Consider the following 20,921-nt stretch of genomic DNA (forward strand, 5'->3'; position numbering starts at 1 on the left):
CTCACTCCGCGCGCGGCTTTTTGGCCGCCGTTTCGTTGTTGGATTTATTCTTGGCCTTGTCACCCTGCTTGGGCGCCGGGCCAGTCGGTTTGGTCGGTGCAAGGCCCAAAGCGGCCCAGTCCGGAATGATGCGAGCCTTGTCGATGTTGTCGAACGAAGCCACGAACGGCTTTCCATCGACAACGAACGTCACAGTGCCCTTGGCAAGATCCACTTCGGCGATCTCACCCTGCAGACGACGGCGATTCTCCTGCGGCAGCTTCAAGGCCACCTTGGCCGACTGGCCCAGGTGCTGCTCGAAATGCTCCAGCGTGAACAGCGGGCGATCCACGCCGGGGGAAGACACTTCCAGCGTGTAATTGCCGCTGATCGGATCCTCCACATCCAGCTGTGCCGACACTTCACGGCTGACCCGCTCGCAGTCGTCGACATTGACCATGCGCTCAGGCTGTTCGGCCAGCGGCACATCGATGTAAAGGCGCAGCGTGGCGCCGCCGGGCGCCGGCAGATATTCGGCACCCAACAAATCGAGCCCCAGCGCTTGCACGGTGGGGCCCAGCAGATTCGCGATTTCAGTAGCTTTGTCGCTCACAGCCTGCCTTGTTTCGATAAATGAGGACCGGCGTTACCCAGTCGGGACTTTCCGTATTGCGGAAACAACAAAGGGCCCATCAGGGCCCTTTGTCCGGCATGAATCCGGTGATCTGGATTCCGGTTACAAGAACGGAAGCAAACGTTCTTGCGAGCCCAGACTCTGGCCTTTATCAGCATGACTGATGATAAAGGCCGAAGCTGGTAGCGGGGGCAGGATTTGAACCTGCGACCTTCGGGTTATGAGCCCGACGAGCTGCCAGACTGCTCCACCCCGCAGCAGAAGCGGAATTATGAAGTAATTAAGCGGAAGTTGCAAGCTTTATTTACTTCACCGATTTCCCCGTTTCGGGAGAAACCACCGGAAGAAACTCTTCCGGGTGAACCACCTTTCGGTGATTCCGACTTCGCCGGTGAACCGGCGCCGTCGTCAACTCAGGAGATGAATATTACACGATTCACGAGAGTTTGTATCGTTTTTTATGACAAATGTGCAAAAGCATTGCGCATCCACTCCAGAATCGGCCCCAAACCCAGCGGCAGCACCAGAAGCACGATGGAATTCACGCCCAGCACGATGCCCAGGATGCGGTCATTGTTGCGCGGCAGCGGCTCACCCACCGGCTCATCGAAGTACATGACCTTGATGACCCGCAGGTAATAGAAGCAGCCGATCACCGCGCAAAGCACACCCAACAGGGCCAGCCACAGCAGACCGCCATTGACTGCCGCAGCCAGCACCGACAACTTGGTCCAGAAACCGAGGAACGGCGGGATGCCGGCCAGCGACGCCATGATGCACAGCACCAGCCCTGCCATCCACGGACTGCGGGCGTTCAGACCCTTGAAGTCCTCGATGTTCTCGGCTTCAAAGCCGGCACGGGACAGCGCGATGATCGCGCCGAACGCAGCGGTGGACATGATGGCGTAGGCGATCGCATAGAACATCGCGGCCGAATAGCCCTGCTCGCCACCGCCGGCAATGCCCATCAGCAGGAAGCCGATGTGCGACACGGTCGAGTACGCCAGCATGCGCTTGAGATTGGTCTGCGCGATGGCCATCAGGTTGCCGATGATCAGCGACAGCGCGGCCAGGCCGGCCAGCACGTACTGAAGCTCGGTCGACAGCGGGCCAACGCCCACTTCCAGCAGGCGATACGCCATGCCGAAAGCAGCCAGCTTCGGTGCCGAGCTGATGAACAGTGCGATCGGTGCCGGGGCACCCTGGTACACGTCAGGCAGCCACATGTGGAACGGCGCGGCGCCCAGCTTGAAAGCCACGCCGGCGATCATGAACACGGCGCCGGTCAACAACAGCAGGCGCTCATCGGAATGGGCGATGGCAGCGTGGATCACGTCCAGGTGCAGCGAACCGGTGGCGCCGTAGATCAGCGACATGCCGTACAGCAGCAAACCCGAGGCCAGCGAACCCAGCACGATGTACTTCATGCCGGCTTCCGCAGCCAGCTTGTTCTCACGGTTGCTGGCAACCAGCGCGTAGGAACACAGTGCGAGCAGCTCCAGACCGAGGTAGACCATCAGCAGGCTGCCGGCGGACACCAGGATCATCATGCCGGCGGTGGCGAACAGGATCAGCACCGGGATTTCACCCTGGAACAGATTGCGTTCGCGCAGGTAGCTCCAGCCGTACACAAGGCTCAAGCCACTGACCAGCACCACCACGGTCTTCATGATGTCAGCGGCGTTGTCACGGATGAACATGCCGTGGAACACCTCGCCCTGCCCGCCCACGCCGCCAAGCAGCATCACAAAGGCGACAGCGAGGATGGCTACCGAGATGAAATGGGTCCAGACCTTGTGTCGATCGCTGATGAACAGATCAAGGATCAACAGGGCGAAAGCACCACCGATCACCACCATTTCTGGCAGCAACGGCGGGAGGTCGGCAGTGGTCAACGGCAGAAGCGTCGGCGTGGTCATCATCAAATCCTGGAATCAATACTCTCGACGGGCCGCTTACAGCAGCTTGCTCGATGCGATCTGCATCGCCAGCTTGGCGATGGACGGCTCCATCAGATCGGTCAGCGGCTTGGGATACAGGCCCAGCGCCAGCGTACCGACGGCGAACACACCCAACACCAGCCACTCACGACCATTCATGTCCTTCAGCTCGGCAACATGGGCATTGCCCACTTCACCGAAGAACACGCGCTTGTACAGCCACAGCGAATACGCCGCGCTGATGATCAGCGTGGTGGCCGCGCCCAGCGCAACCAGCGGATTCCACTGGAATGCAGCCAGCACGATCATGAATTCGCCGACGAAACCGCTGGTGCCCGGCAGGCCCGAATTGGCCATGAAGAACAGCAGCGCGAAGGCGGCAAACCACGGCATCACGTTGACCACGCCGCCGTAATCGGCGATGCGGCGACTGTGCATGCGGTCGTACAACACGCCCACGCAGGAGAACATGGCGCCGGACACGAAGCCGTGCGAAATCATCTGCACCATCGCGCCCTGCAGGCCCAGACGGGCAGCATCGGCGTTACCGGCTTCGCGCACCAGCCACAGCGCGGTGAAGGTGCCGAGGGTGACAAAGCCCATGTGCGCGACCGACGAATAGGCAATCAGCTTCTTCATGTCGTCCTGGACCATTGCAACCAGGCCGACGTAGATCACCGCGACCAACGACAGCGCGATCACCAACCAGGCCCACTCGTGGCTGGCATCGGGAACGATCGGCAGGTTGAAGCGCAGGAAGCCATAACCACCGATCTTCAGCGCGATGGCCGCCAGGATCACCGAACCGGCAGTCGGCGCTTCAACGTGCGCGTCCGGCAGCCAGGTGTGCACCGGGAACATCGGCACCTTGACCGCGAAGGCGACCAGGAAGGCGAAGAATATCCAGGTCTGCTCCTTGGCCGACAGCTGCAGCTGGTACAGGTCGGCGAGCTGGAAGCTGCCGCCCTTCATGTACAGGTAGACCAGCGCCACCAGCATCAGCACCGAGCCGAGGAAGGTGTACAGGAAGAACTTCATCGCCGCGTAGATGCGACGCGGACCGCCCCAGACACCGATGATCAGGAACATCGGGATCAGCATGGCTTCAAAGAACACGTAGAACAGCATCGCGTCGGTAGCGGCAAAAATGCCGACCGTGACGCCTTCCAGGACCAGGAAGGCGGCAACGTACTGATTGACGCGCTTGTCGACCACGCCCCAGGCACCGATCAGCGCGAGCACGCCGATCAGCGTGGTCAGCAGGATCAGGGCGATGGCGATACCGTCAACGGCCAGGTTGTAGCCGATGCCGAAGGCCGGGATCCACGGATGCTGCTCGACAAACTGCATGATGTCGGCCGCATTGCGGTCGTAACCGCTGAGCAGACCGAGGCTCACCAGGAAGGTGAGCAGTGCCACCGCCAGGGACGCCCAACGGGCGGCCTGGGCGTTGCGCAGGGCGAGGATCAACGCACCACCGAGGATCGGCAGCCAGATGAGAATACTAAGTAGGGGCCAGTTCGACACGTCTTCTATTCCGTACAGGTCAACGCCAGAAATGCATCAGCAGGCCCAACAGGGCAATCAGACCGATGATCATTACGAAGGCGTAGTGGTAGAGGAAACCGGATTGGGTACGGCGCAGCAGGTTGGCGGCAAGTTCGACCACGCGGGCCGAGCCATTCACCACCACACCGTCAACCACCGTGCTGTCCACCGCACGGGCGGCCTTGCCGAGCTGCACACCGCCGCCGGCGAAGCCGTCGATCCAGAGCTTGTCGAAGCCGTACTTGTTTTCCAGCACCGAAACCACCGGTGCCAGGGTCTTGCGGGCCTTGCCTGCCAGTTCCGGCTTCCAGACGTAGAACGCCCAGGCCAGCACGAAACCCGCAACCGTGAGCCAGAACGCCGGCATGGTCATGCCATGCACCGCGTACTTCACCGAACCGTGCCAGAACTCGGCACCCACGGCTGCAATGGTGTTACGCGCCGGATCGTAGAAGTCCACGATGCCGGTGAAGAACGACAGGGTCTGCCCCGGTACGCCTGCCGCAGCGGCATGGCCGTCCCAACCGGTACCGAACAGCATCGGGCCGATGGTGAAGAAACCGATCAGCACCGACGGAATGGCCAGCAGGATCAGCGGCACCGTCACCACCCACGGCGACTCGTGCGGCTCATGCGCGCCATGGCCGTGATGGTCATCGTGACCATGGCCGTGATGACCGTGGTCGTCATGCGCATCGCGGAAGCGCTCCTTGCCGAAGAAGGTCAGGAACAGCAGGCGGAAGCTGTAGAAGCTGGTGACGATGACGCCACCCAGCACGGCCCAGTAGCCGTAAGTGGCCACCCAGCTCGCATCGGCCGCATGCGCGTGATGCGCGGCGGCTTCGATGATGGTGTCTTTCGAATAGAAACCCGAGAAGAACGGCGTACCCACCAGGGCCAGCGTACCGATCCACATGGTGATGTGGGTGATCGGCATGTACTTGCGCAGGCCGCCCATCTTCAACATGTTCTGTTCGTGGTGCATGCCGATGATCACCGAGCCGGCACCGAGGAACAGCAGCGCCTTGAAGAAGGCGTGGGTCATCAGGTGGAACACCGCGCCCGAGTAGGCCGACACGCCCAGTGCAACGGTCATGTAGCCCAGCTGCGACAGCGTCGAGTAAGCAACCACGCGCTTGATGTCGTTCTGCACGATGCCGATCAGGCCGGTGAAGAAGGCCGTGGTAGCACCGATGAACAGGATGAAGTCCAGCGACGCCTGCGACAGCTCGAACAGCGGCGACATGCGGGTGACCATGAAGATACCGGCGGTCACCATCGTCGCGGCGTGGATCAGTGCCGAGATCGGGGTCGGGCCTTCCATCGAGTCGGGCAGCCACACATGCAGCGGCACCTGCGCCGACTTGCCCATCGCACCGATGAACAGACATATGCAGATGACGGTGGCGATGCTCCACTGGTGGTCGCCGATCAGCTGAACCATGGCATGGCCGGTCGCGTCCGAACCCAGCACGCTGCTGGCATTGGCGAACACGGTGGCGTAATCCAGCGAGCCGAACGCCCACAGGATGCCGCCGATACCCAGCAGGAAGCCGAAGTCGCCGACACGGTTGACCAGGAAGGCCTTCATGTTGGCGAAGATGGCGCTGGGCTTCTTGAAATAGAAACCGATCAGCAGGTACGACACCACACCCACCGCTTCCCAGCCGAAGAACAGCTGCAGGAAGTTGTTGCTCATCACCAGCGTGAGCATGGAGAAGGTGAACAACGAGATGTAGCTGAAGAAGCGCTGGTAGCCATCATCCTCGGACATGTAGCCGATGGAGTAGATGTGCACCAGCAGCGACACGAAGGTCACCACCACCATCATCATCGCCGTCATGCGGTCGATCATGAAGCCGACGTGGGCCGAATACTGGCCGACCTCGAAGAAGGTGTAGAGATTCTGGTTGAACGGTTGTGCCCCGCCCCACAGCAGCTGGTACAGCGTGTATGCCGAAAGCGCAAAGCTGACCGCTACACCCAGGATGGTGACGTACTGGGCGCCCTTGCGCCCAACCTGGCGTCCGAAGAGGCCGGCGATGATGCTGCCGAGCAGCGGTGCGAGCACCGCTACGATCAACAGACTCTTGGAGAGAGTGATTTCCATCTCGGATCAGCCCTTCAGCGAATCAACTTCGCCCACGTTGATGGTGTGGCGAGTACGGAACAAGGTCACCAGGATCGCGAGGCCGATTGCAGCTTCCGCCGCGGCCACGGTCAGGATGAAGAACACGAACAGCTGTCCGGCGGTATCGCCGAGCTGACGCGAGAAGGCTATGAAGTTGATGTTCACCGACAGCAGCATCAGTTCGATCGACATCAACAGCACGATGATGTTCTTCCGGTTGAGGAAGATGCCGGCAACGGAGATGCAGAACATCACCGCGCCCAACGCGAGCATATGGCCCAGAGAAATCATGGCTTGGCCTCCTCGCCACCATCGTTATGCGTTTCCGACTGCACCACCGGTCTTTCAGCGGCCATCTTGACGATGCGCAGGCGGTCTTTCGCCTTGACCATGGTCTGTTCGGTCGGGTTCTGCGTCTTCAGGCCCTGGCGGCGGCGCAGGGTCAGCATCACGGCTGCCACCACGGCGACGGTCAGGATCACGGCCGCGAATTCGAACGGCAGCAGGTATTCAGTGAACAGGCTGCGCGCCAGCCAGGTGATGTTTGAGGTGTCGGCGGCGATCGCAGCGGCGTTGTCCACGGGGAAAGGCGCGGTGCGGGCCTTGATGCCGATCAGGGTCAGCATCTGCACCAGCATCACCACCGCGACCACCAGGCCGACCGGCAGGTAACGCACCCAGCCTTCACGCAGGTTGGTGGTGTCGATGTCCAGCATCATCACCACGAACAGGAACAGCACCATCACCGCGCCGACGTACACCAGCACCAGGGTGACACCCAGGAACTCGGCCCCTACCAGCAGCCACACACAGGCCACCGAGAAGAAGGTCAGGATCAGGCACAACACGGCATACACCGGGTTGCGCACGCTGATCACGGACGCCGCTGAAATGCCGGCGATGACCGAGAAGAACCAGAAAGCAATATTTACCCAATCCATCTCAAGACCTCAGCGGAAGGCAGCGTCGGCGGCGCGGCGCTCGGCGATTTCGGCTTCAAGCCGGTCGCCAATGGCCAGCAGCTGCGGCTTGGTGATGATGTTCTCGCCACGCTTCTCGAAGTGGTACTCGAGAATGTGGGTCTCGACGATCGAGTCCACCGGGCAGCTTTCTTCACAGAAGCCGCAGAAGATGCACTTGAACAGATCGATCTCGTAACGCGTGGTGCGGCGGGTGCCGTCCTCGCGCTTGGCCGAGTCGATGGTGATGGCCAGCGCCGGGCACACCGCTTCGCACAGCTTGCAGGCGATGCAGCGCTCTTCACCGTTGGGGTAACGGCGCAGGGCGTGCAGGCCACGGAAACGCGGCGACTGCGGGAACTTCTCCATCGGGTACAGCACGGTGTACTTGGGCTTGAACGCGTACTTCAGCGTCAGCCACAGGCCGCCGAGCAGCTCCAGGAGCAGCAGGCTTTTGAAATAGTGGGTGATCTTATTCATGAATCAAACGCCCTTCTGGATCACGCCGTAGAACACCATCAGTGCCGTCACCGCGATCCAGAAAATGGTCAGCGGGATGAAAACCTTCCAGCCCAGACGCATGATCTGGTCGTAGCGGAAGCGCGGGAAGCTGGCACGGAACCAGATGTACGCACTGGCGAAGAACAGCACCTTGAGCAGCAGCCACGGCCAACCGCCGGTCCAGATCCAGTTGATCCACGGCGAGATGTCTGCCGTGACCCAGCCCTGGAGCGGGCTCAGCCAGCCACCGAGGAAGAAGATCGCGATCAGGAAGCTGACCAGGATCATGTTGGCGTACTCGGCCAGGAAGAACAGTGCGAAGGCACCGCCGGAGTACTCCACCATGTGGCCGGCAACGATTTCCGACTCACCTTCCACGACGTCGAACGGCGCGCGGTTGGTTTCGGCGACGCCGGAGACCCAGTACACGATGAACAACGGGAACAGCGGCAGGAAAAACCAGTCGAACAGACCCGAACTGCCCTGCTGTGCCAGCACGATGTCGGTCAGGTTCAAGCTGCCAGCGGCGATCATCACGCCAACCAGGGCAAAGCCCATCGCGATTTCGTAGCTGACCACCTGTGCGGCCGAACGCATCGCACCGAGGAAGGCGTACTTCGAGTTGGACGCCCAACCGGCCAGGATCACGCCGTACACGCCCAGCGAGGTCATCGCCAGCAGGTACAGCAGGCCCACGTTGGCATTGGACAACACCAGCTTGTAGTCGAACGGAACCACCGCCCACGCCGCGAACGACGGTGCCAACACGATCAGCGGCGCGATGATGTACATCGCCTTGTGTGCGCTGGCCGGTGCAATGATTTCCTTGAACAGCAGCTTGGTGACGTCGGCGAAGGCCTGCAGCAGGCCACCCAGACCGACATACATCGGCCCATGGCGCACGTGCATCCAGCCGATCAACTTGCGCTCCCACAGCACGTAGAAGGCAACCGAGATGATCACCGGCATGGCGATGGTCAGGATCTTCAGCACCGTCCACAGCACGATGCCGATATCGCCCAGCGAGAGGAACCACTGGTGCAGCGGGTCGACCGCGTTCAACAGCATCTCGTTCATGCAGCCACCACCGTTACCCGAGCGGCACCCAGCGGCGCGGTTGCGCCGTGGCCCGATTCAATCCAAACCGTACCGGCAGCGACGCGGGCATCGACCACCACAGACAGGGTGGCGCGACCGGCATCGGTACCGACCTTGGCCATCTGGCCTTCGCTCAACTGCAGACGCGCGGCGTCTTCGTTGTTGAGCACGATGCGCGGGTCGTTGTTCAGCGGATGCGACTGCAGCGCCTGCGCACGACGCACCACGGCATCGGTGCGGTAGATCGCCGGGGTCGAAGCCACTTCCAGGCCCTCGCCTGCCAGCTGCGGCTGCGCCGAAGCGGCAACCTTCACCGTGACCGGCTGCAAGCCGGCACGCAGGCCTGCCAGATCGGTGAAACCAAAACCCGCCAGCTGCATGTCACCACCCAGGGCGCGCAGCACGCGCCAGCCCTCACGGGCCTCGCCCTGCAGCTTGCCGCCGGCGCGGGTGGTCTGCTCGCGGCCATCGAGATTCGTCAGCGTCGCGTCGATTTCCGGCAGCGCGCCGATCGGCAGGATCACATCGGCCACATCACGGGTCGAGGTGCAGGCGAACTGGCTGAATGCCACAACCTTGGAGCCAGCCAATGCCTTGCGGGCAGCAGCGGTGTCGGCGAAATCCAAGCCCGGCTCGATGCCATACAGCACGTAAGCCTTGCGCGGCTGCGCCAGCATCGCGTTGACGTCCTTGCCGGCCGGCAGCACGCCAGCGCGGGACAGGCCGATGGCATTGGCGCCCTGCGGAATGCGGCACAGCTTCGCGCCGGTAGCGGCGGCGAATGCGCTCGCAGCCGAACGGATCGCTGCAGCCTGCGGATGATTTTCAGCAATGGCACCGACGATGACGACGGTCTTGCTGCCACCCTTCACCGCGTCCACCAGCTGGGCATCACCCAGCGCTTCGACGAAGCGTGACGGCGCGACGATCTGCTTGCCAGCCAGCTTGAATGCGAAGTCGAAATCAACCGGGTTGACCGCGAAGATCTGCGCGCCGTTGGTCGTCTGTGCCTTGCGCAGACGAGCGTGCAGCAACGGCAGCTCATGGCGGATATTGCTACCCAGCACCACGATGCGGTCAGCGGTTTCGATCTCGGCCAGCGAGGTGCCAAACACTTCGGCAACCGGTGCGTCGGAGAAGTCGCGGTTGTTGATGCGGTGATCGATGTTGTTCGAGCCCAGAGCAGCGGCCAGACGCGACAGCAGCGCGCCCTCCTCGTTCGAGGTTGCCGGGTGCACCAGCACGCCGAGGTCATCGCCACGGTTGGCTTCGAGAATTTCGCGGGCAGCAGCCAGGCCTTCAGCCCAGCTCACTTCCTTCCATTCACCGTTGACCTTCTGCAGCGGCTTGGTCGCGCGGTCCGCCGCGTACAGGCCCTGATGCGAGTAACGGTCACGGTCGGACAGCCAGCATTCGTTGACCAGCTCGTTGTCACGCGGCACCGCGCGCAGCACTTCGCCGCGACGCACGTGCAGGAACAGGTTCGAGCCCATCGCGTCGTGGTAACCCAGCGATTCGCGTGCGGTCAGCTCCCACGGGCGGGCCTTGAACTGGAACACCTTGTTGGTCAGCGCGCCGACCGGGCACACGTCGATGACGTTGCCGGACAGCTCGGTGGTCAACGGCTTGCCGTCGTAGGTGCCGATCTGCAGGTTCTCACCGCGGTACATGCCACCCAGTTCATAGGTGCCAGCCACTTCAGCGGTGAAGCGCACGCAACGCGTGCACTGGATGCAGCGGGTCATCTCGGTGGCGACCAGCGGCCCCATGTCCTCGTCGACCACGACGCGCTTGCGCTCGTTGAAGCGGCTGACCGAACGGCCGTAGCCCAACGACACATCCTGCAGCTCGCACTCGCCACCCTGATCGCAGATCGGGCAGTCCAGCGGGTGGTTGATGAGCAGGAACTCCATTACCGAACGCTGGTACTTGAGCGCCTTCTCGTTGCGGGTCTGGATCTTCATGCCATCCATGACCGGCGTGGCACATGCCGGCGACGGCTTGGGCGACTTTTCAACGTCGACCAGGCACATGCGGCAGTTGGCCGCGATCGGCAGCTTCTCGTGATAGCAGAAGCGCGGGATCGGGATGCCTGCCTTGTCGGCGGCCTGGATGATCATCGAACCCTTGGGTACGACCAACGCCTGACCATCGATCTCGATGGAGACGTGCCCTTCCGGCACGACTGGCGTTTCATTGGGATTTACCGGTTGCGCGCTCATGCGGCAGCAGCCTCCACCTTCTTGCCGTCAACCATCGAATGACCGTTGACGATGTAGTACTCGAATTCGTTCCAGAACTGGCGCAGGAAACCCTGGATCGGCCACGCTGCCGCTTCACCGAACGCACAGATGGTGTGGCCTTCAATCTGGCCGGCAACCGTCTTGAGCTGATGCAGGTCTTCCATGGTGGCCTGGCCGGCGACGATGCGCTCCAGCACGCGGTGCATCCAGCCGGTGCCTTCACGGCACGGGGTGCACTGACCGCAGGATTCCTTGTGGAAGAACTGGCTGATACGGCAGGCGAACTTCACGCAGCAGACGCTGTCATCCAGCACCACGATGGCACCCGAACCCAGGCCGGAGCCCAATGCGCGGATGGTGTCGTAGTCCATCGGCAGGCCCTTGAGCTGCTCGGCGGTCAGCACCGGCATCGACACGCCGCCCGGAATCGCGCCCTTCAGGGTGCGGCCCGGACGCAGGCCACCGGCCATCGCCAGCAGGTCGTCGAAGGTGGTGCCCAGCGGCACTTCGAAGTTGCCGCCGGTCGCCACGCAGCCGGAGACCGAGAAGCACTTCGGGCCACCGTTGTTGGTCAGGCTCAGATTCTTGAACCACTCCGCACCGTTGCGGATGATCGCCGGCACCGAGGCATAGGTCTCGGTGTTGTTGATCGTGGTCGGCTTGCCGTACAGGCCGAAGTTGGCCGGGAACGGCGGCTTGTAACGCGGCTGGCCCTTCTTGCCTTCCAGCGATTCCATCAGCGCGGTTTCTTCGCCGCAGATGTAGGCACCAGCGCCCAGCGCGCCATAGATATCGATATCGCAACCGCTGCCCAGCACGTTCTTGCCCAGCCAGCCGTGCTTGTACGCATCAGCCAAGGCCTGCTCGAAGTGCTCGAACGGCTCATGGTGGAACTCACCACGCAGGTAGTTGTACGCCGCGGTCGAGCCGGTGGCGTAGCAGGCGATTGCCATGCCTTCCACGACGGAGTGCGGGTTGTAACGCAGGATGTCGCGGTCCTTGCAGGTACCCGGCTCGGATTCATCCGAGTTGCAGAGGATGTACTTCTGCACATCGCCCTTGGGCATGAAGGACCACTTCAGGCCGGTCGGGAAGCCCGCGCCGCCACGGCCACGCAGGCCGGATTGCTTGACCATCTCGATGACGTCGGCCGGCGGGATCTTCTCTTCGAGGATCTTGCGCAGCGCGGCGTAGCCACCGGTCTTCAGATAGCTTTCGTACGACCACGGAGTGTCGTAATGCAGCGTGGTGTAAACCACGTTGTGCGGAAGCGGCGCCGGTCCGACCGGGCCCTTGGATTCGTGGTGTGCCATGCCTTACTCCAGCCCGTCCAGCAGCGCGTCGACCTGGTCCAGCGTCAGACGCTCGTGGTAATGGCCGTTGATGACCATCATCGGCGCACCGGCGCAGCCGGCCAGGCACTCTTCCTCTTTCTTGAGGTAGACGCGGCCGTCGGCAGTCGATTCACCGTGTTTGATGCCCAGCTTCTTCTCGCAATGGCGGACGATGTCATCGGCGCCATTGAGCCAGCAGCTGACGTTGGTGCAGATGGCGACGTTGTTGCGGCCGACCTTCTCGGTCTCGAACATCGAGTAGAAGGTTGCAACCTCGTAGGCCCACACGAACGGCAGGTCCAGGTACTTGGCCACGGCAGCGATCAGTTCGTCACTGAGCCAGCCCTGGTTCTGTTCCTGTGCCGCATGCAGACCCTGCAGCACCGCAGAACGCTTGCGGTCCGGCGGGAACTTGGACAGCCAGTGATCGATGTGAGCACGGGTCTTGTCGCTCAGCACCACCATCGGGTCGACGTCACGCGCCGCCTCGAAATTACCTGTCGCCTTCATCGGCCGACCTCAACGAATACCAGATCATGAAGAACCGATGCCCGCAGCAGGCAAGCCGCGCAGGCACCGGACGTTGTGTTGTTAGCCGGCATTACCGGTCGACCTCACCAAACACGAGATCGTAGGTGCCGATCATCGCCACCACGTCGGCCAGCATGTGACCGCGCACGATCGAATCGATCGAGGACAGGTGGGCAAAGCCCGGTGCACGCAGGTGCACGCGGAACGGCTTGTTGGCACCGTCGGAAACCAGGTAGCAGCCGAACTCGCCCTTGGGCGCTTCCACCGCCGCATAGGTTTCACCGGCCGGCACGCAGTAGCCTTCGCTGAACAGCTTGAAGTGGTGGATCAGCGCTTCCATGTCGTCCTTCATCTCCGCGCGGGCGGGAGGTGCGACCTTGAAGTTCTTGACCATCACCGGGCCGGGGTTGGCCTTCAGCCACTGCACGCATTGCTTGATGATGCGATTGGACTCGCGCATCTCGGCCACGCGGACCAGATAACGGTCGTAGCAGTCACCATTGGTGCCCAGCGGAATGTCGAAATCGACTGCGTCGTACTTGGCGTACGGCTGCTTCTTGCGCAGATCCCAGGCGATGCCCGAACCACGCAGCATCACGCCGGTCATGCCCCACGCCAGCGCGTGCTCCGGCGTGATCACACCGATACCCACGGTACGCTGCTTCCAGATGCGGTTGTCGGTCAGCAGGGTTTCGTATTCGTCGACGCGCGAGGGGAACTCATTGGTGAAGTTCTCCAGGAAGTCGAGCAGCGAGCCTTCGCGCGAAGCGTTCAGACGCTTCAGCGCGTTGCCCTTGTGCCAACGCGACTCCTTGTACTTCGGCATCGTGTCCGGCAGATCGCGGTAGACACCGCCCGGACGGTAGTACGCTGCATGCATGCGCGCACCGGAGACGGCTTCGTAGCAGTCCATCAGCTCTTCGCGCTCGCGGAAGGCGTACAGCATCACCGCCATCGCACCCAGATCCAGCCCGTTGGAGCCCAGCCACATCAGGTGATTCAGGATGCGGGTGACTTCGTCGAACATGGTGCGGATGTACTGTGCACGCTCCGGCGCCTCGATCCCCACCAGGGTTTCGATGGCACGCACATAGGCATGCTCGTTGCACATCATCGAGCAGTAATCCAGACGATCCATGTAACCGACCGACTGGTTGTACGGCTTGGACTCGGCCAGCTTCTCGGTCGCGCGATGCAGCAGACCAATGTGCGGATCGGCACGAACGATGGTTTCACCATCCATTTCCAGAATCAGACGCAGCACACCATGCGCGGCCGGATGCTGCGGGCCGAAGTTCATCGTGTAGTTGCGGATCTCCTGCCGGGATTCGGCGGGATTGCTGGCAAAGGCCTCGGAGGCCGGCTGGATTACGGACTTGCTCACTTGCTTGCCTCCGTCTGCGCGCGCTCGCCTTCCGCTGTCTGGAAGCGGGCGTCATCGCGGATCACACGTGGCACGCCGACGCGCGGTTCGACCGAGGTCACCGGCTCGTACACCACGCGCTTCTTTTCTTCGTCGTAACGCACTTCGACGTTGCCGATCAGCGGGAAATCCTTGCGGAACGGATGGCCCACGAAACCGTAGTCGGTCAGGATGCGGCGCAGGTCCGGGTGACCTTCAAAGATCACGCCATACAGGTCAAAGGCTTCGCGCTCGAACCAGTTCAGGCCCGGCCACACATCAACCAGCGAAGCGACCACCGGCAACGACTCGGCCGGCGCGAAGCAACGGATGCGCAGTGCCTGGTTGTGCTGGTAGGAACGCAGCTGGGCGACGACCGCGAAGCGCTGCTTGGGCATTGCGTCGAGCCTGGCGCCGTCGGCGGTTTCATGGCTGGGGAACTCACCCCAGGCAAAACGACCGGCACCGGTGCCTTCCACGCCACGGCTGAAGCCGTGCGAAGAGACATCGGAGGTATCCCACTCGTCGCTGCCATAGCCGAGATAGTCGACACCGCACAGGTCGGTAGCGTGCTCGAAGCCGAACTCGTCACGCAGCGCCAGAGCGACCACATGCCAATCAGCCGACGGAACCTCCAGCGTCACTTCGCCGCGCGGTTCAACCACAGAGACCTGCGCACCGGCGAAACGCGCGCGAAGTCGGTCAATGAGTGAAGATGCTTGCTGGGCCATGGGGGCTGGCGTGCTCTTGATTTGAAAAGGGGATCAGCGGGCGATGGTCTGGGTGCGCCAGATCTTCTTCTGCAGCTGGAGAATGCCGTAAACCAGCGCCTCGGCCGTCGGCGGGCAACCCGGGACGTAAACGTCCACCGGCACCACACGATCACAGCCACGCACCACCGCATAGGAGTAGTGGTAGTAGCCGCCACCGTTGGCGCAGCTGCCCATCGAGATGACCCATTTCGGGTCAGGCATCTGGTCGTAGACCTTGCGCAGCGCCGGGGCCATCTTGTTGACCAGCGTGCCGGCAACGATCATCACGTCGGACTGACGCGGCGACGGGCGGAACACCACACCGTAGCGGTCAAGGTCCAAGCGCGCCGCACCGGCGTGCATCATTTCCACCGCACAGCAGGCCAGACCGAAGGTCATGGGCCACATCGAGCCGGTACGCGCCCAGTTCAACAGCGCGTCAACGCTGGTGGTCACATACCCCTTCTCGAGCAGGGGGTTGTCGCCTTCGGGACGGAGAATGTCATCAACCCGCCCTTCCGGGACCGGATTGTTCATCAGGCCGTCGAGAGTCTGAATCACTCCCATTCCAGCGCTCCCTTCTTCCACACGTAGATAAAGCCGAGGAACAACATGCCCACGAACAGGCCCATGGTGACCAACGAACGGGCACCCAGCTCCATGAAGACCTGGGTCCAAGGCACGATGAAGATGATTTCCAGGTCAAAGACAATGAACTGGATGGCGATCAGGTAGTAACGCACGTCGAACTTCATGCGCGCGTTTTCGAACGCCTCGAAGCCACACTCGTATGCGGAGAGTTTCTCGTTGTCCGGCGAACGGGGAGCGAGGAACCGACCGATGAGCATCAGCGTCACGCCGATGCCGGTGGCGACGATCAGAAACAGCAGGGACGGCAAATATTCGGCCAGCACAGCGATTCTCTCTTGCCTCTGCCCTGAACGCCTGACGGCGACGGGGCATGGGGGATTGACGGGACTTGCCACCACGGGCGCTGCTGCGCCCGCGAACCCGCTTACAAACTATGGTGCCCAAGAGGGGACTCGAACCCCTACGACTCTCGTCGCTACCACCTCAAGGTAGTGCGTCTACCAATTCCGCCACCTGGGCCTACGTCAGCACTGCTGGTTCAGCAGTGCGCCGCGTATTGTAACCGTCTTCAGTCTTTATGTGAGCCTTCGACGGGCTTTTCTTCATTCCCCGAAGGAATATTTTCTGCCGGGGCGGTTGCCTGCGGCACTTCGCCCACAGCGGCGGCCGGCGGCGCGGCCTGCAACTCACCTGCCGGCACCGCCGGGGCGGTCGCCGGAGCGATCACCTGCGACATCACGCCCAGGTTCTCGCCGGTCGGGCGGGCACCATGGGTGGCGTACCAAGCCATGAACAGACTGATGCCGAAGAACACCACGGCCAGCCACTTGGTGGACTTGGACAGGAAGTTGGATGCGCCACGCGCACCAAACACCGTACCCGAGGCACCGGCACCAAAACCGGAACCAGCAGCGGCACCGGAGCCACGCTGCATCAGGATCAGCGCGATCATCGAGATCGCCACCAGCACATAGACCACATTGAGGATCAACATCAGCATTTTGAAATCCGTCCCGGACAATTCCAGTTAGCGACCGGCGGCTGCCCTTGCGATGGCCAGAAAATCAGCCGCCACCAGTGAAGCGCCACCTACCAGCCCGCCATCCACGTCAGGCTGTGAGAACAGCTCTGCTGCATTGTCGGGCTTGACGCTGCCACCATAGAGGAGCGGCAACGAATCAGCGATTCTAGCATCGCGCTCGGCGACTACGCCACGAATGAACGCATGCACCGCCTGCGCCTGCTCCGGACTGGCAGTGCGGCCGGTACCAATCGCCCAGACCGGCTCGTAGGCCACCACGGCCTTGGCGAAGGCATCGACCCCGGCCAGTTCCAGCACCGGCGCCAGCTGCGAAGCGATCACCTGCTCAGTCTGACCGGCCTCGCGCTGCTCCAGCGTCTCACCGACACACAAGACTGGCACCAGCCCCGCATGAATGGCGGCGACGAACTTGCGCGCCACCAGCTCACTGCTTTCGTGGTGGTACTGGCGCCGCTCGGAATGACCCACCAGACCATAGGCCGCACCGACATCCACCAGCATCGTCGCCGACACCTCACCGGTGTAGGCACCCTTTTCATTGCAACTGACATCCTGGGCACCAAAGGCCAGCGAGGTTTCCTCGAAGTCCTCCACCAGATCACCCAGGTAAGGCAGCGGCGGCAGGATCACCAGCTCCACCCCTTCCAGCGGCAAGCCGGCGGCCACCTGCCCCACCAGCTCGGTGGCGAATTGACGGCTGCCGTGCAGCTTCCAGTTACCAGCAACGATCTTGCGGCGCATTCAGGAGCCACTCCTATAGAAAATGTGGGCGAAGGATAGCTGAAATAGCGACATCAGCAGGACAATCGACGGACATCACAGGACAAGACGCAAAAACGCCGCCGGGCCAAGGGCCGCGACGGCGTCGTTTACATCATGACCGGCTGTCGCCGGCAACACCACTTACTTCAGCTTGATCTCACGCAGGCGCTCTTCAAGGAAGCCATGCGCGGTGATCGCCTCCGGGTAGCGGCTCGGATTCTCGGCCGTGATGCACGAAGACAGCACGTCGATCAGGAAATCCGGGTTCGGATGCAGGAAGAACGGCACCGAATAGCGCGGCTTGCGCGCCAGATCGCCCGGGGGATTGACCACGCGATGGATCGTGGAGGGGTACACGTGGTTGGTCAGCCGCTGCAGCATGTCGCCAATGTTGACCACGATGGTGTCCGCGTCCGAGGTGAACGGCACCCACTCACCTTCATGCGACTGCACCTCCAGGCCAGCAGCGCTCGCGCCAACCAGCAGGGTGATGAAGTTGATGTCGCCATGGGCACCGGCGCGGACATTGGGGATGTCGTCGGTGGTGATCGGCGGGTAATGGATCGGGCGCAGGATCGAATTGCCGTTGTTGGTCTTGTCGGCGAAGTAGTCTTCCGGCAAGCCGATATGCAGCGCCAGCGCCGACAGTACGCGCGAACCCAATGCGTCGAGCTTCTGGTACAGCGCGTAGCCGTGTTCACGGAAACCCGGCACTTCGCTCGGCCACAGGTTCGGCGGCATCACCTCGCGGTACTTGGAATCGTCGGAGATTTCCCGACCGATGTGCCAGAACTCCTTCAGATCGAAGTGCTTGGAACCCTTGGCCGTTTCCACACCGAACGGCGTATAGCCGCGTGCACCACCGCCACCCGCGACGTGGTACTGCCGCTTCACCTCGTCCGGCAACGCGAAGAACGCCTTGAACACGTCATAGGCGGCGTCGATATCGGACTGGGAGATGCCGTGGTTACGGATGCCGGCAAAGCCCCACTGCCGATAGGCAGCACCAAGCTCGGCGACGAAGGCCTCCCGATCACTCTCAAAGCGGGTGATGTCGAGGGTGGGAATGCGGGAACTCATTGAACTACTCCAAAGGGAAACGAGGCGCCGGCATTGGAACCGACGCCCCGAGGAAACACCATGATCCTGCTCAAACCTGTGCGGCAGCCGAACGCACCGCATCGGCCAGGGCCTCGAGCGTTGCGGACATCAGCCCGGCCTCATCAGCCTCGACCGTGACCCGCACCACCGGCTCGGTACCGGACGGGCGCAGGAATGCCCTGCCCCGACCCGCCACCGCGGCCTGCGCCGCCGCCAATGCGGCCTGCACCGGCTCACTCCTGACCACCTCACGCGCGCCCGATTCCAGTCGCACATTGATAGTCTTCTGCGGCACCGCCGCCAACCCGGCCATGGCCTGACGCAGGCTGATACCGGCCCGGCCCAGCACTTCCAGCACCTGCAGCGCACTGACGATGGCGTCGCCGGTGGTAGCGCGATCCAGGCACAGAATGTGGCCGGAAGCTTCGCCACCCAACGTGCCACCGCCCTCGACCAGCGCCTGGTGCACGTAGCGGTCACCGACATTGGAACGGACGAACGGAATGCCCAGACGTTCCAGCGCCTGCTCCAGCCCGTAGTTGGTCATCAGCGTGCCAACCACCGGCCCGCGCAGGCGACCACTGGCCTGCCATGCCTTTGCCAGGATGTAGAGCAAACCATCGCCATCCACGGCTGCGCCGGTGTTGTCGACCATCAGCACGCGATCGCCATCGCCGTCGAAGGCGATGCCCATGTGAGCGCCGGTTTCAACAACTTTGCGCGACAGGTTGTCGATATGCATCGAGCCCACGCCGTCATTGATGTTGACGCCATTCGGCTCAGCACCAATGGCGATCACCTCAGCGCCCATCTCGCGGAACAGCAGGGGCGCGACGTGATACGTCGCGCCGTGCGCGCAATCCAGCACGACCTTGAGGCCACGCAGGTAGAAATCGCGCGGCACGCTGGCCTTGCAGAATTCGATGTAACGGCCGACGGCGTCGCGCGCGCGCACGGCCTTGCCGAGGTATTCGGATTCCACCGTGGTGAATGGCTGATCCAACGCAGCCTCCAACGCCAACTCGGTGGCATCGTCGAGTTTCTCGCCTTCACCGGAGAAGAACTTGATTCCGTTGTCGTGATGGGGGTTATGCGAGGCGCTGATCACGATACCCGCGTCCGCCCCCAGCGTATGTGCCAGGAAGGCCACGGCCGGGGTCGGTATCGGCCCGATCAGCTGCACATTGGCCCCGGCCGCGACCAGACCCGCCTCCAGCGCCGACTCGAACATGTACCCGGAGATACGCGTGTCCTTGCCGATCACCACCGTCGGCTGGCGACCGTTGCGCTCGGCCAGCACGCGACCAAGGGCATTACCCAGGCGCAATACGAAGTCTGCAGAGATGACGCCCTTACCAACCCGACCACGAATGCCGTCGGTACCGAAATATTTGCGCGCACCCATCAGGCAACCACCTCTTCGTGCTGCGGCTGGCGCGTCATCATCGCCAACAGGTCGGCCAGGCGATCACGCATTTCGCGGCGATCACAGATCTGGTCGATGGCACCGTGCTCCAGCAGGAATTCCGAGCGCTGGAAGCCTTCCGGCAGCTTTTCGCGCACGGTCTGCTCGATCACGCGCGGTCCGGCAAACCCGATCAGCGCCTGCGGCTCGGCGATGTTGATGTCGCCCAGCATCGCGAACGAGGCTGACACGCCACCGGTGGTCGGGTGGGTCAGCACCGAAATGTACGGCAGGCCGGCTTCGCGCAGCTTGGCCAGCGCCGCCGAGGTCTTGGCCATCTGCATCAGCGAGAACAGGCCTTCCTGCATGCGCGCGCCGCCGCTGGCGGAGAAACACACATAAGGGGCGCCCATTTCCAGTGCTGCCTCGGCGGCGAGCGAGAAACGCTCCCCCACCACCGAGCCCATCGAGCCGCCCATGAAGGCGAAATCGAACGAAGACGCTACCAGCGGACGGCCCTTCAGCAGGCCGCGCATGGCGATCAGTGCGTCGTACTCACCGGTGTTCTTCTGGCTGGCCTTGATGCGCTCGACGTACTTTTTCTGATCCTTGAACTTGAGCACGTCGGTCGGCCCGAGACGGGCGGCGATTTCGGTGGTGCTGTCGGCGTCAAAGAGCGCTGCCAGGCGCGCGCGCGCGCGGATGGCCATGTGATGCCCGCACTTGGGGCAGACCTCGAGGTTCTCTTCCAGTTCGGGGCGGTACAGGGCCGCGCCGCAGCTGCTGCATTTTTCCCAAAGGCCTTCTGGGACGCTGCGCTTCTTGGACGGCGTGTTGTCGGTGCGGATGCCAGACGGCATCAACTTGCTGAGCCAACTCATGCGGAATGATGGTTCCATTCAGGGCGGCCCAAAGGCCGCGACAGGGGCGACAGTCTAGCTCACCCCTGCGACCACGGCGCATCTGGG

At 62.5% G+C, this 20,921-nt stretch carries 20 protein-coding genes and 2 tRNA genes; all 22 read right to left on the bottom strand.

The genetic code is table 11. The annotated features are described in order from the left end of the window. Position 1: 1 nt before the first annotated feature. The 22 genes from rimP to accD all read right to left on the bottom strand — a co-directional run bounded on the left by rimP (position 2) and on the right by accD (position 20,834). Positions 2-592, bottom strand: a complete 591-nt coding sequence (rimP, locus tag ABB26_RS10275; RefSeq protein WP_057633751.1) for a ribosome maturation factor RimP — start codon at positions 590-592, stop codon at positions 2-4. A gap of 201 nt (positions 593-793) precedes the next feature. After that, positions 794-870: transfer RNA gene (locus ABB26_RS10280), tRNA-Met, on the bottom strand. A gap of 201 nt (positions 871-1,071) precedes the next feature. After that, positions 1,072-2,532, bottom strand: a complete 1,461-nt coding sequence (nuoN, locus tag ABB26_RS10285; RefSeq protein ID WP_057633863.1) for an NADH-quinone oxidoreductase subunit NuoN — start codon at positions 2,530-2,532, stop codon at positions 1,072-1,074. A 36-nt stretch (positions 2,533-2,568) separates the two neighbouring features. After that, positions 2,569-4,080 carry an NADH-quinone oxidoreductase subunit M gene (locus ABB26_RS10290; protein WP_057633753.1) on the bottom strand — a complete coding sequence of 504 codons (1,512 nt, stop codon included), beginning with the start codon at positions 4,078-4,080 and terminating at the stop codon, positions 2,569-2,571. Positions 4,081-4,099: 19 nt separating this feature from the next. Further along, positions 4,100-6,211 carry an NADH-quinone oxidoreductase subunit L gene (nuoL, locus tag ABB26_RS10295; protein WP_057633754.1) on the bottom strand — a complete coding sequence of 704 codons (2,112 nt, stop codon included), beginning with the start codon at positions 6,209-6,211 and terminating at the stop codon, positions 4,100-4,102. 6 nt (positions 6,212-6,217) lie between these two features. Next, on the bottom strand, positions 6,218-6,523 hold the full coding sequence (gene nuoK / locus ABB26_RS10300) for an NADH-quinone oxidoreductase subunit NuoK (protein WP_057633757.1): 306 nt from the start codon (positions 6,521-6,523) through the stop codon (positions 6,218-6,220). Beyond that, positions 6,520-7,173: an NADH-quinone oxidoreductase subunit J gene (locus ABB26_RS10305; RefSeq protein WP_057633761.1), complete on the bottom strand. Its 654-nt coding sequence runs from the start codon at positions 7,171-7,173 to the stop codon at positions 6,520-6,522. The genes nuoK and ABB26_RS10305 overlap by 4 nt, the downstream gene beginning before the upstream one ends. A 9-nt stretch (positions 7,174-7,182) precedes the next feature. After that, complete coding sequence (gene nuoI, locus ABB26_RS10310; RefSeq protein ID WP_057633763.1) at positions 7,183-7,671, bottom strand: NADH-quinone oxidoreductase subunit NuoI; 489 nt, start codon at positions 7,669-7,671, stop codon at positions 7,183-7,185. Positions 7,672-7,674: 3 nt separating this feature from the next. Beyond that, complete coding sequence (nuoH, locus tag ABB26_RS10315; protein ID WP_057633765.1) at positions 7,675-8,769, bottom strand: NADH-quinone oxidoreductase subunit NuoH; 1,095 nt, start codon at positions 8,767-8,769, stop codon at positions 7,675-7,677. Then, positions 8,766-11,012: an NADH-quinone oxidoreductase subunit NuoG gene (gene nuoG, locus ABB26_RS10320; RefSeq protein WP_057633766.1), complete on the bottom strand. Its 2,247-nt coding sequence runs from the start codon at positions 11,010-11,012 to the stop codon at positions 8,766-8,768. Before nuoG ends, nuoH begins: the two co-directional genes overlap by 4 nt. Then, positions 11,009-12,346 carry an NADH-quinone oxidoreductase subunit NuoF gene (gene nuoF, locus ABB26_RS10325; RefSeq protein WP_057633768.1) on the bottom strand — a complete coding sequence of 446 codons (1,338 nt, stop codon included), beginning with the start codon at positions 12,344-12,346 and terminating at the stop codon, positions 11,009-11,011. The genes nuoG and nuoF overlap by 4 nt, the downstream gene beginning before the upstream one ends. Positions 12,347-12,349: 3 nt before the next feature. Beyond that, entirely contained in the window at positions 12,350-12,877 is a 528-nt protein-coding gene (gene nuoE, locus ABB26_RS10330; RefSeq protein WP_057633769.1) for an NADH-quinone oxidoreductase subunit NuoE, read from the bottom strand. A gap of 91 nt (positions 12,878-12,968) precedes the next feature. Continuing rightward, on the bottom strand, positions 12,969-14,198 hold the full coding sequence (locus tag ABB26_RS10335) for an NADH-quinone oxidoreductase subunit D (RefSeq protein WP_245626192.1): 1,230 nt from the start codon (positions 14,196-14,198) through the stop codon (positions 12,969-12,971). An 80-nt stretch (positions 14,199-14,278) separates the two neighbouring features. Next, on the bottom strand, positions 14,279-15,031 hold the full coding sequence (locus ABB26_RS10340; protein ID WP_057633770.1) for an NADH-quinone oxidoreductase subunit C: 753 nt from the start codon (positions 15,029-15,031) through the stop codon (positions 14,279-14,281). 33 nt (positions 15,032-15,064) lie between these two features. Further along, the gene (locus ABB26_RS10345) at positions 15,065-15,619 is read right to left on the bottom strand and encodes a NuoB/complex I 20 kDa subunit family protein (RefSeq protein WP_017354657.1); all 555 of its coding nucleotides are present in this window, start codon (positions 15,617-15,619) and stop codon (positions 15,065-15,067) included. Continuing rightward, positions 15,610-15,966, bottom strand: coding sequence for an NADH-quinone oxidoreductase subunit A (locus ABB26_RS10350; RefSeq protein ID WP_057633772.1), 357 nt, complete (start codon positions 15,964-15,966; stop codon positions 15,610-15,612). The genes ABB26_RS10345 and ABB26_RS10350 overlap by 10 nt, the downstream gene beginning before the upstream one ends. A gap of 111 nt (positions 15,967-16,077) precedes the next feature. Further along, positions 16,078-16,162 (bottom strand) — tRNA-Leu (locus ABB26_RS10355). Positions 16,163-16,211: 49 nt separating this feature from the next. Then, entirely contained in the window at positions 16,212-16,643 is a 432-nt protein-coding gene (gene secG / locus ABB26_RS10360; RefSeq protein WP_057633774.1) for a preprotein translocase subunit SecG, read from the bottom strand. A gap of 27 nt (positions 16,644-16,670) precedes the next feature. Next, positions 16,671-17,426 carry a triose-phosphate isomerase gene (gene tpiA / locus ABB26_RS10365; protein ID WP_057633776.1) on the bottom strand — a complete coding sequence of 252 codons (756 nt, stop codon included), beginning with the start codon at positions 17,424-17,426 and terminating at the stop codon, positions 16,671-16,673. A gap of 162 nt (positions 17,427-17,588) precedes the next feature. After that, positions 17,589-18,527: an isopenicillin N synthase family dioxygenase gene (locus ABB26_RS10370; RefSeq protein ID WP_057633778.1), complete on the bottom strand. Its 939-nt coding sequence runs from the start codon at positions 18,525-18,527 to the stop codon at positions 17,589-17,591. A gap of 70 nt (positions 18,528-18,597) precedes the next feature. Continuing rightward, positions 18,598-19,953: a phosphoglucosamine mutase gene (glmM, locus tag ABB26_RS10375; RefSeq protein WP_057633780.1), complete on the bottom strand. Its 1,356-nt coding sequence runs from the start codon at positions 19,951-19,953 to the stop codon at positions 18,598-18,600. Next, positions 19,953-20,834 (bottom strand): acetyl-CoA carboxylase, carboxyltransferase subunit beta, encoded by an 882-nt coding sequence (accD, locus tag ABB26_RS10380; RefSeq protein WP_057633782.1) that lies wholly within the window; start codon positions 20,832-20,834, stop codon positions 19,953-19,955. The genes glmM and accD overlap by 1 nt, the downstream gene beginning before the upstream one ends. Positions 20,835-20,921 lie beyond the last annotated feature (87 nt).

Origin of the sequence: Stenotrophomonas humi, assembly GCF_001431415.1 — a bacterium.
GTDB lineage: Bacteria > Pseudomonadota > Gammaproteobacteria > Xanthomonadales > Xanthomonadaceae > Stenotrophomonas > Stenotrophomonas humi.

Coding starts and splice junctions, on each gene's coding strand:
- nuoI (WP_057633763.1), bottom strand. CDS start 7,671: ATGAATAAGATCACCCACTATTTCAAAAGCCTGCTGCTCCTGGAGCTG.
- nuoF (WP_057633768.1), bottom strand. CDS start 12,346: ATGGCACACCACGAATCCAAGGGCCCGGTCGGACCGGCGCCGCTTCCG.
- ABB26_RS10345 (WP_017354657.1), bottom strand. CDS start 15,619: ATGGGAGTGATTCAGACTCTCGACGGCCTGATGAACAATCCGGTCCCG.
- nuoH (WP_057633765.1), bottom strand. CDS start 8,769: ATGAACGAGATGCTGTTGAACGCGGTCGACCCGCTGCACCAGTGGTTC.
- ABB26_RS10335 (WP_245626192.1), bottom strand. CDS start 14,198: ATGAACTTCGGCCCGCAGCATCCGGCCGCGCATGGTGTGCTGCGTCTG.
- ABB26_RS10305 (WP_057633761.1), bottom strand. CDS start 7,173: ATGGATTGGGTAAATATTGCTTTCTGGTTCTTCTCGGTCATCGCCGGC.
- nuoN (WP_057633863.1), bottom strand. CDS start 2,532: ATGACCACGCCGACGCTTCTGCCGTTGACCACTGCCGACCTCCCGCCG.
- tpiA (WP_057633776.1), bottom strand. CDS start 17,426: ATGCGCCGCAAGATCGTTGCTGGTAACTGGAAGCTGCACGGCAGCCGT.
- nuoK (WP_057633757.1), bottom strand. CDS start 6,523: ATGATTTCTCTGGGCCATATGCTCGCGTTGGGCGCGGTGATGTTCTGC.
- accD (WP_057633782.1), bottom strand. CDS start 20,834: ATGAGTTGGCTCAGCAAGTTGATGCCGTCTGGCATCCGCACCGACAAC.
- nuoE (WP_057633769.1), bottom strand. CDS start 12,877: ATGAAGGCGACAGGTAATTTCGAGGCGGCGCGTGACGTCGACCCGATG.
- secG (WP_057633774.1), bottom strand. CDS start 16,643: ATGCTGATGTTGATCCTCAATGTGGTCTATGTGCTGGTGGCGATCTCG.
- glmM (WP_057633780.1), bottom strand. CDS start 19,953: ATGGGTGCGCGCAAATATTTCGGTACCGACGGCATTCGTGGTCGGGTT.
- nuoL (WP_057633754.1), bottom strand. CDS start 6,211: ATGGAAATCACTCTCTCCAAGAGTCTGTTGATCGTAGCGGTGCTCGCA.
- ABB26_RS10340 (WP_057633770.1), bottom strand. CDS start 15,031: ATGGCCCAGCAAGCATCTTCACTCATTGACCGACTTCGCGCGCGTTTC.
- nuoG (WP_057633766.1), bottom strand. CDS start 11,012: ATGAGCGCGCAACCGGTAAATCCCAATGAAACGCCAGTCGTGCCGGAA.
- ABB26_RS10370 (WP_057633778.1), bottom strand. CDS start 18,527: ATGAGTTCCCGCATTCCCACCCTCGACATCACCCGCTTTGAGAGTGAT.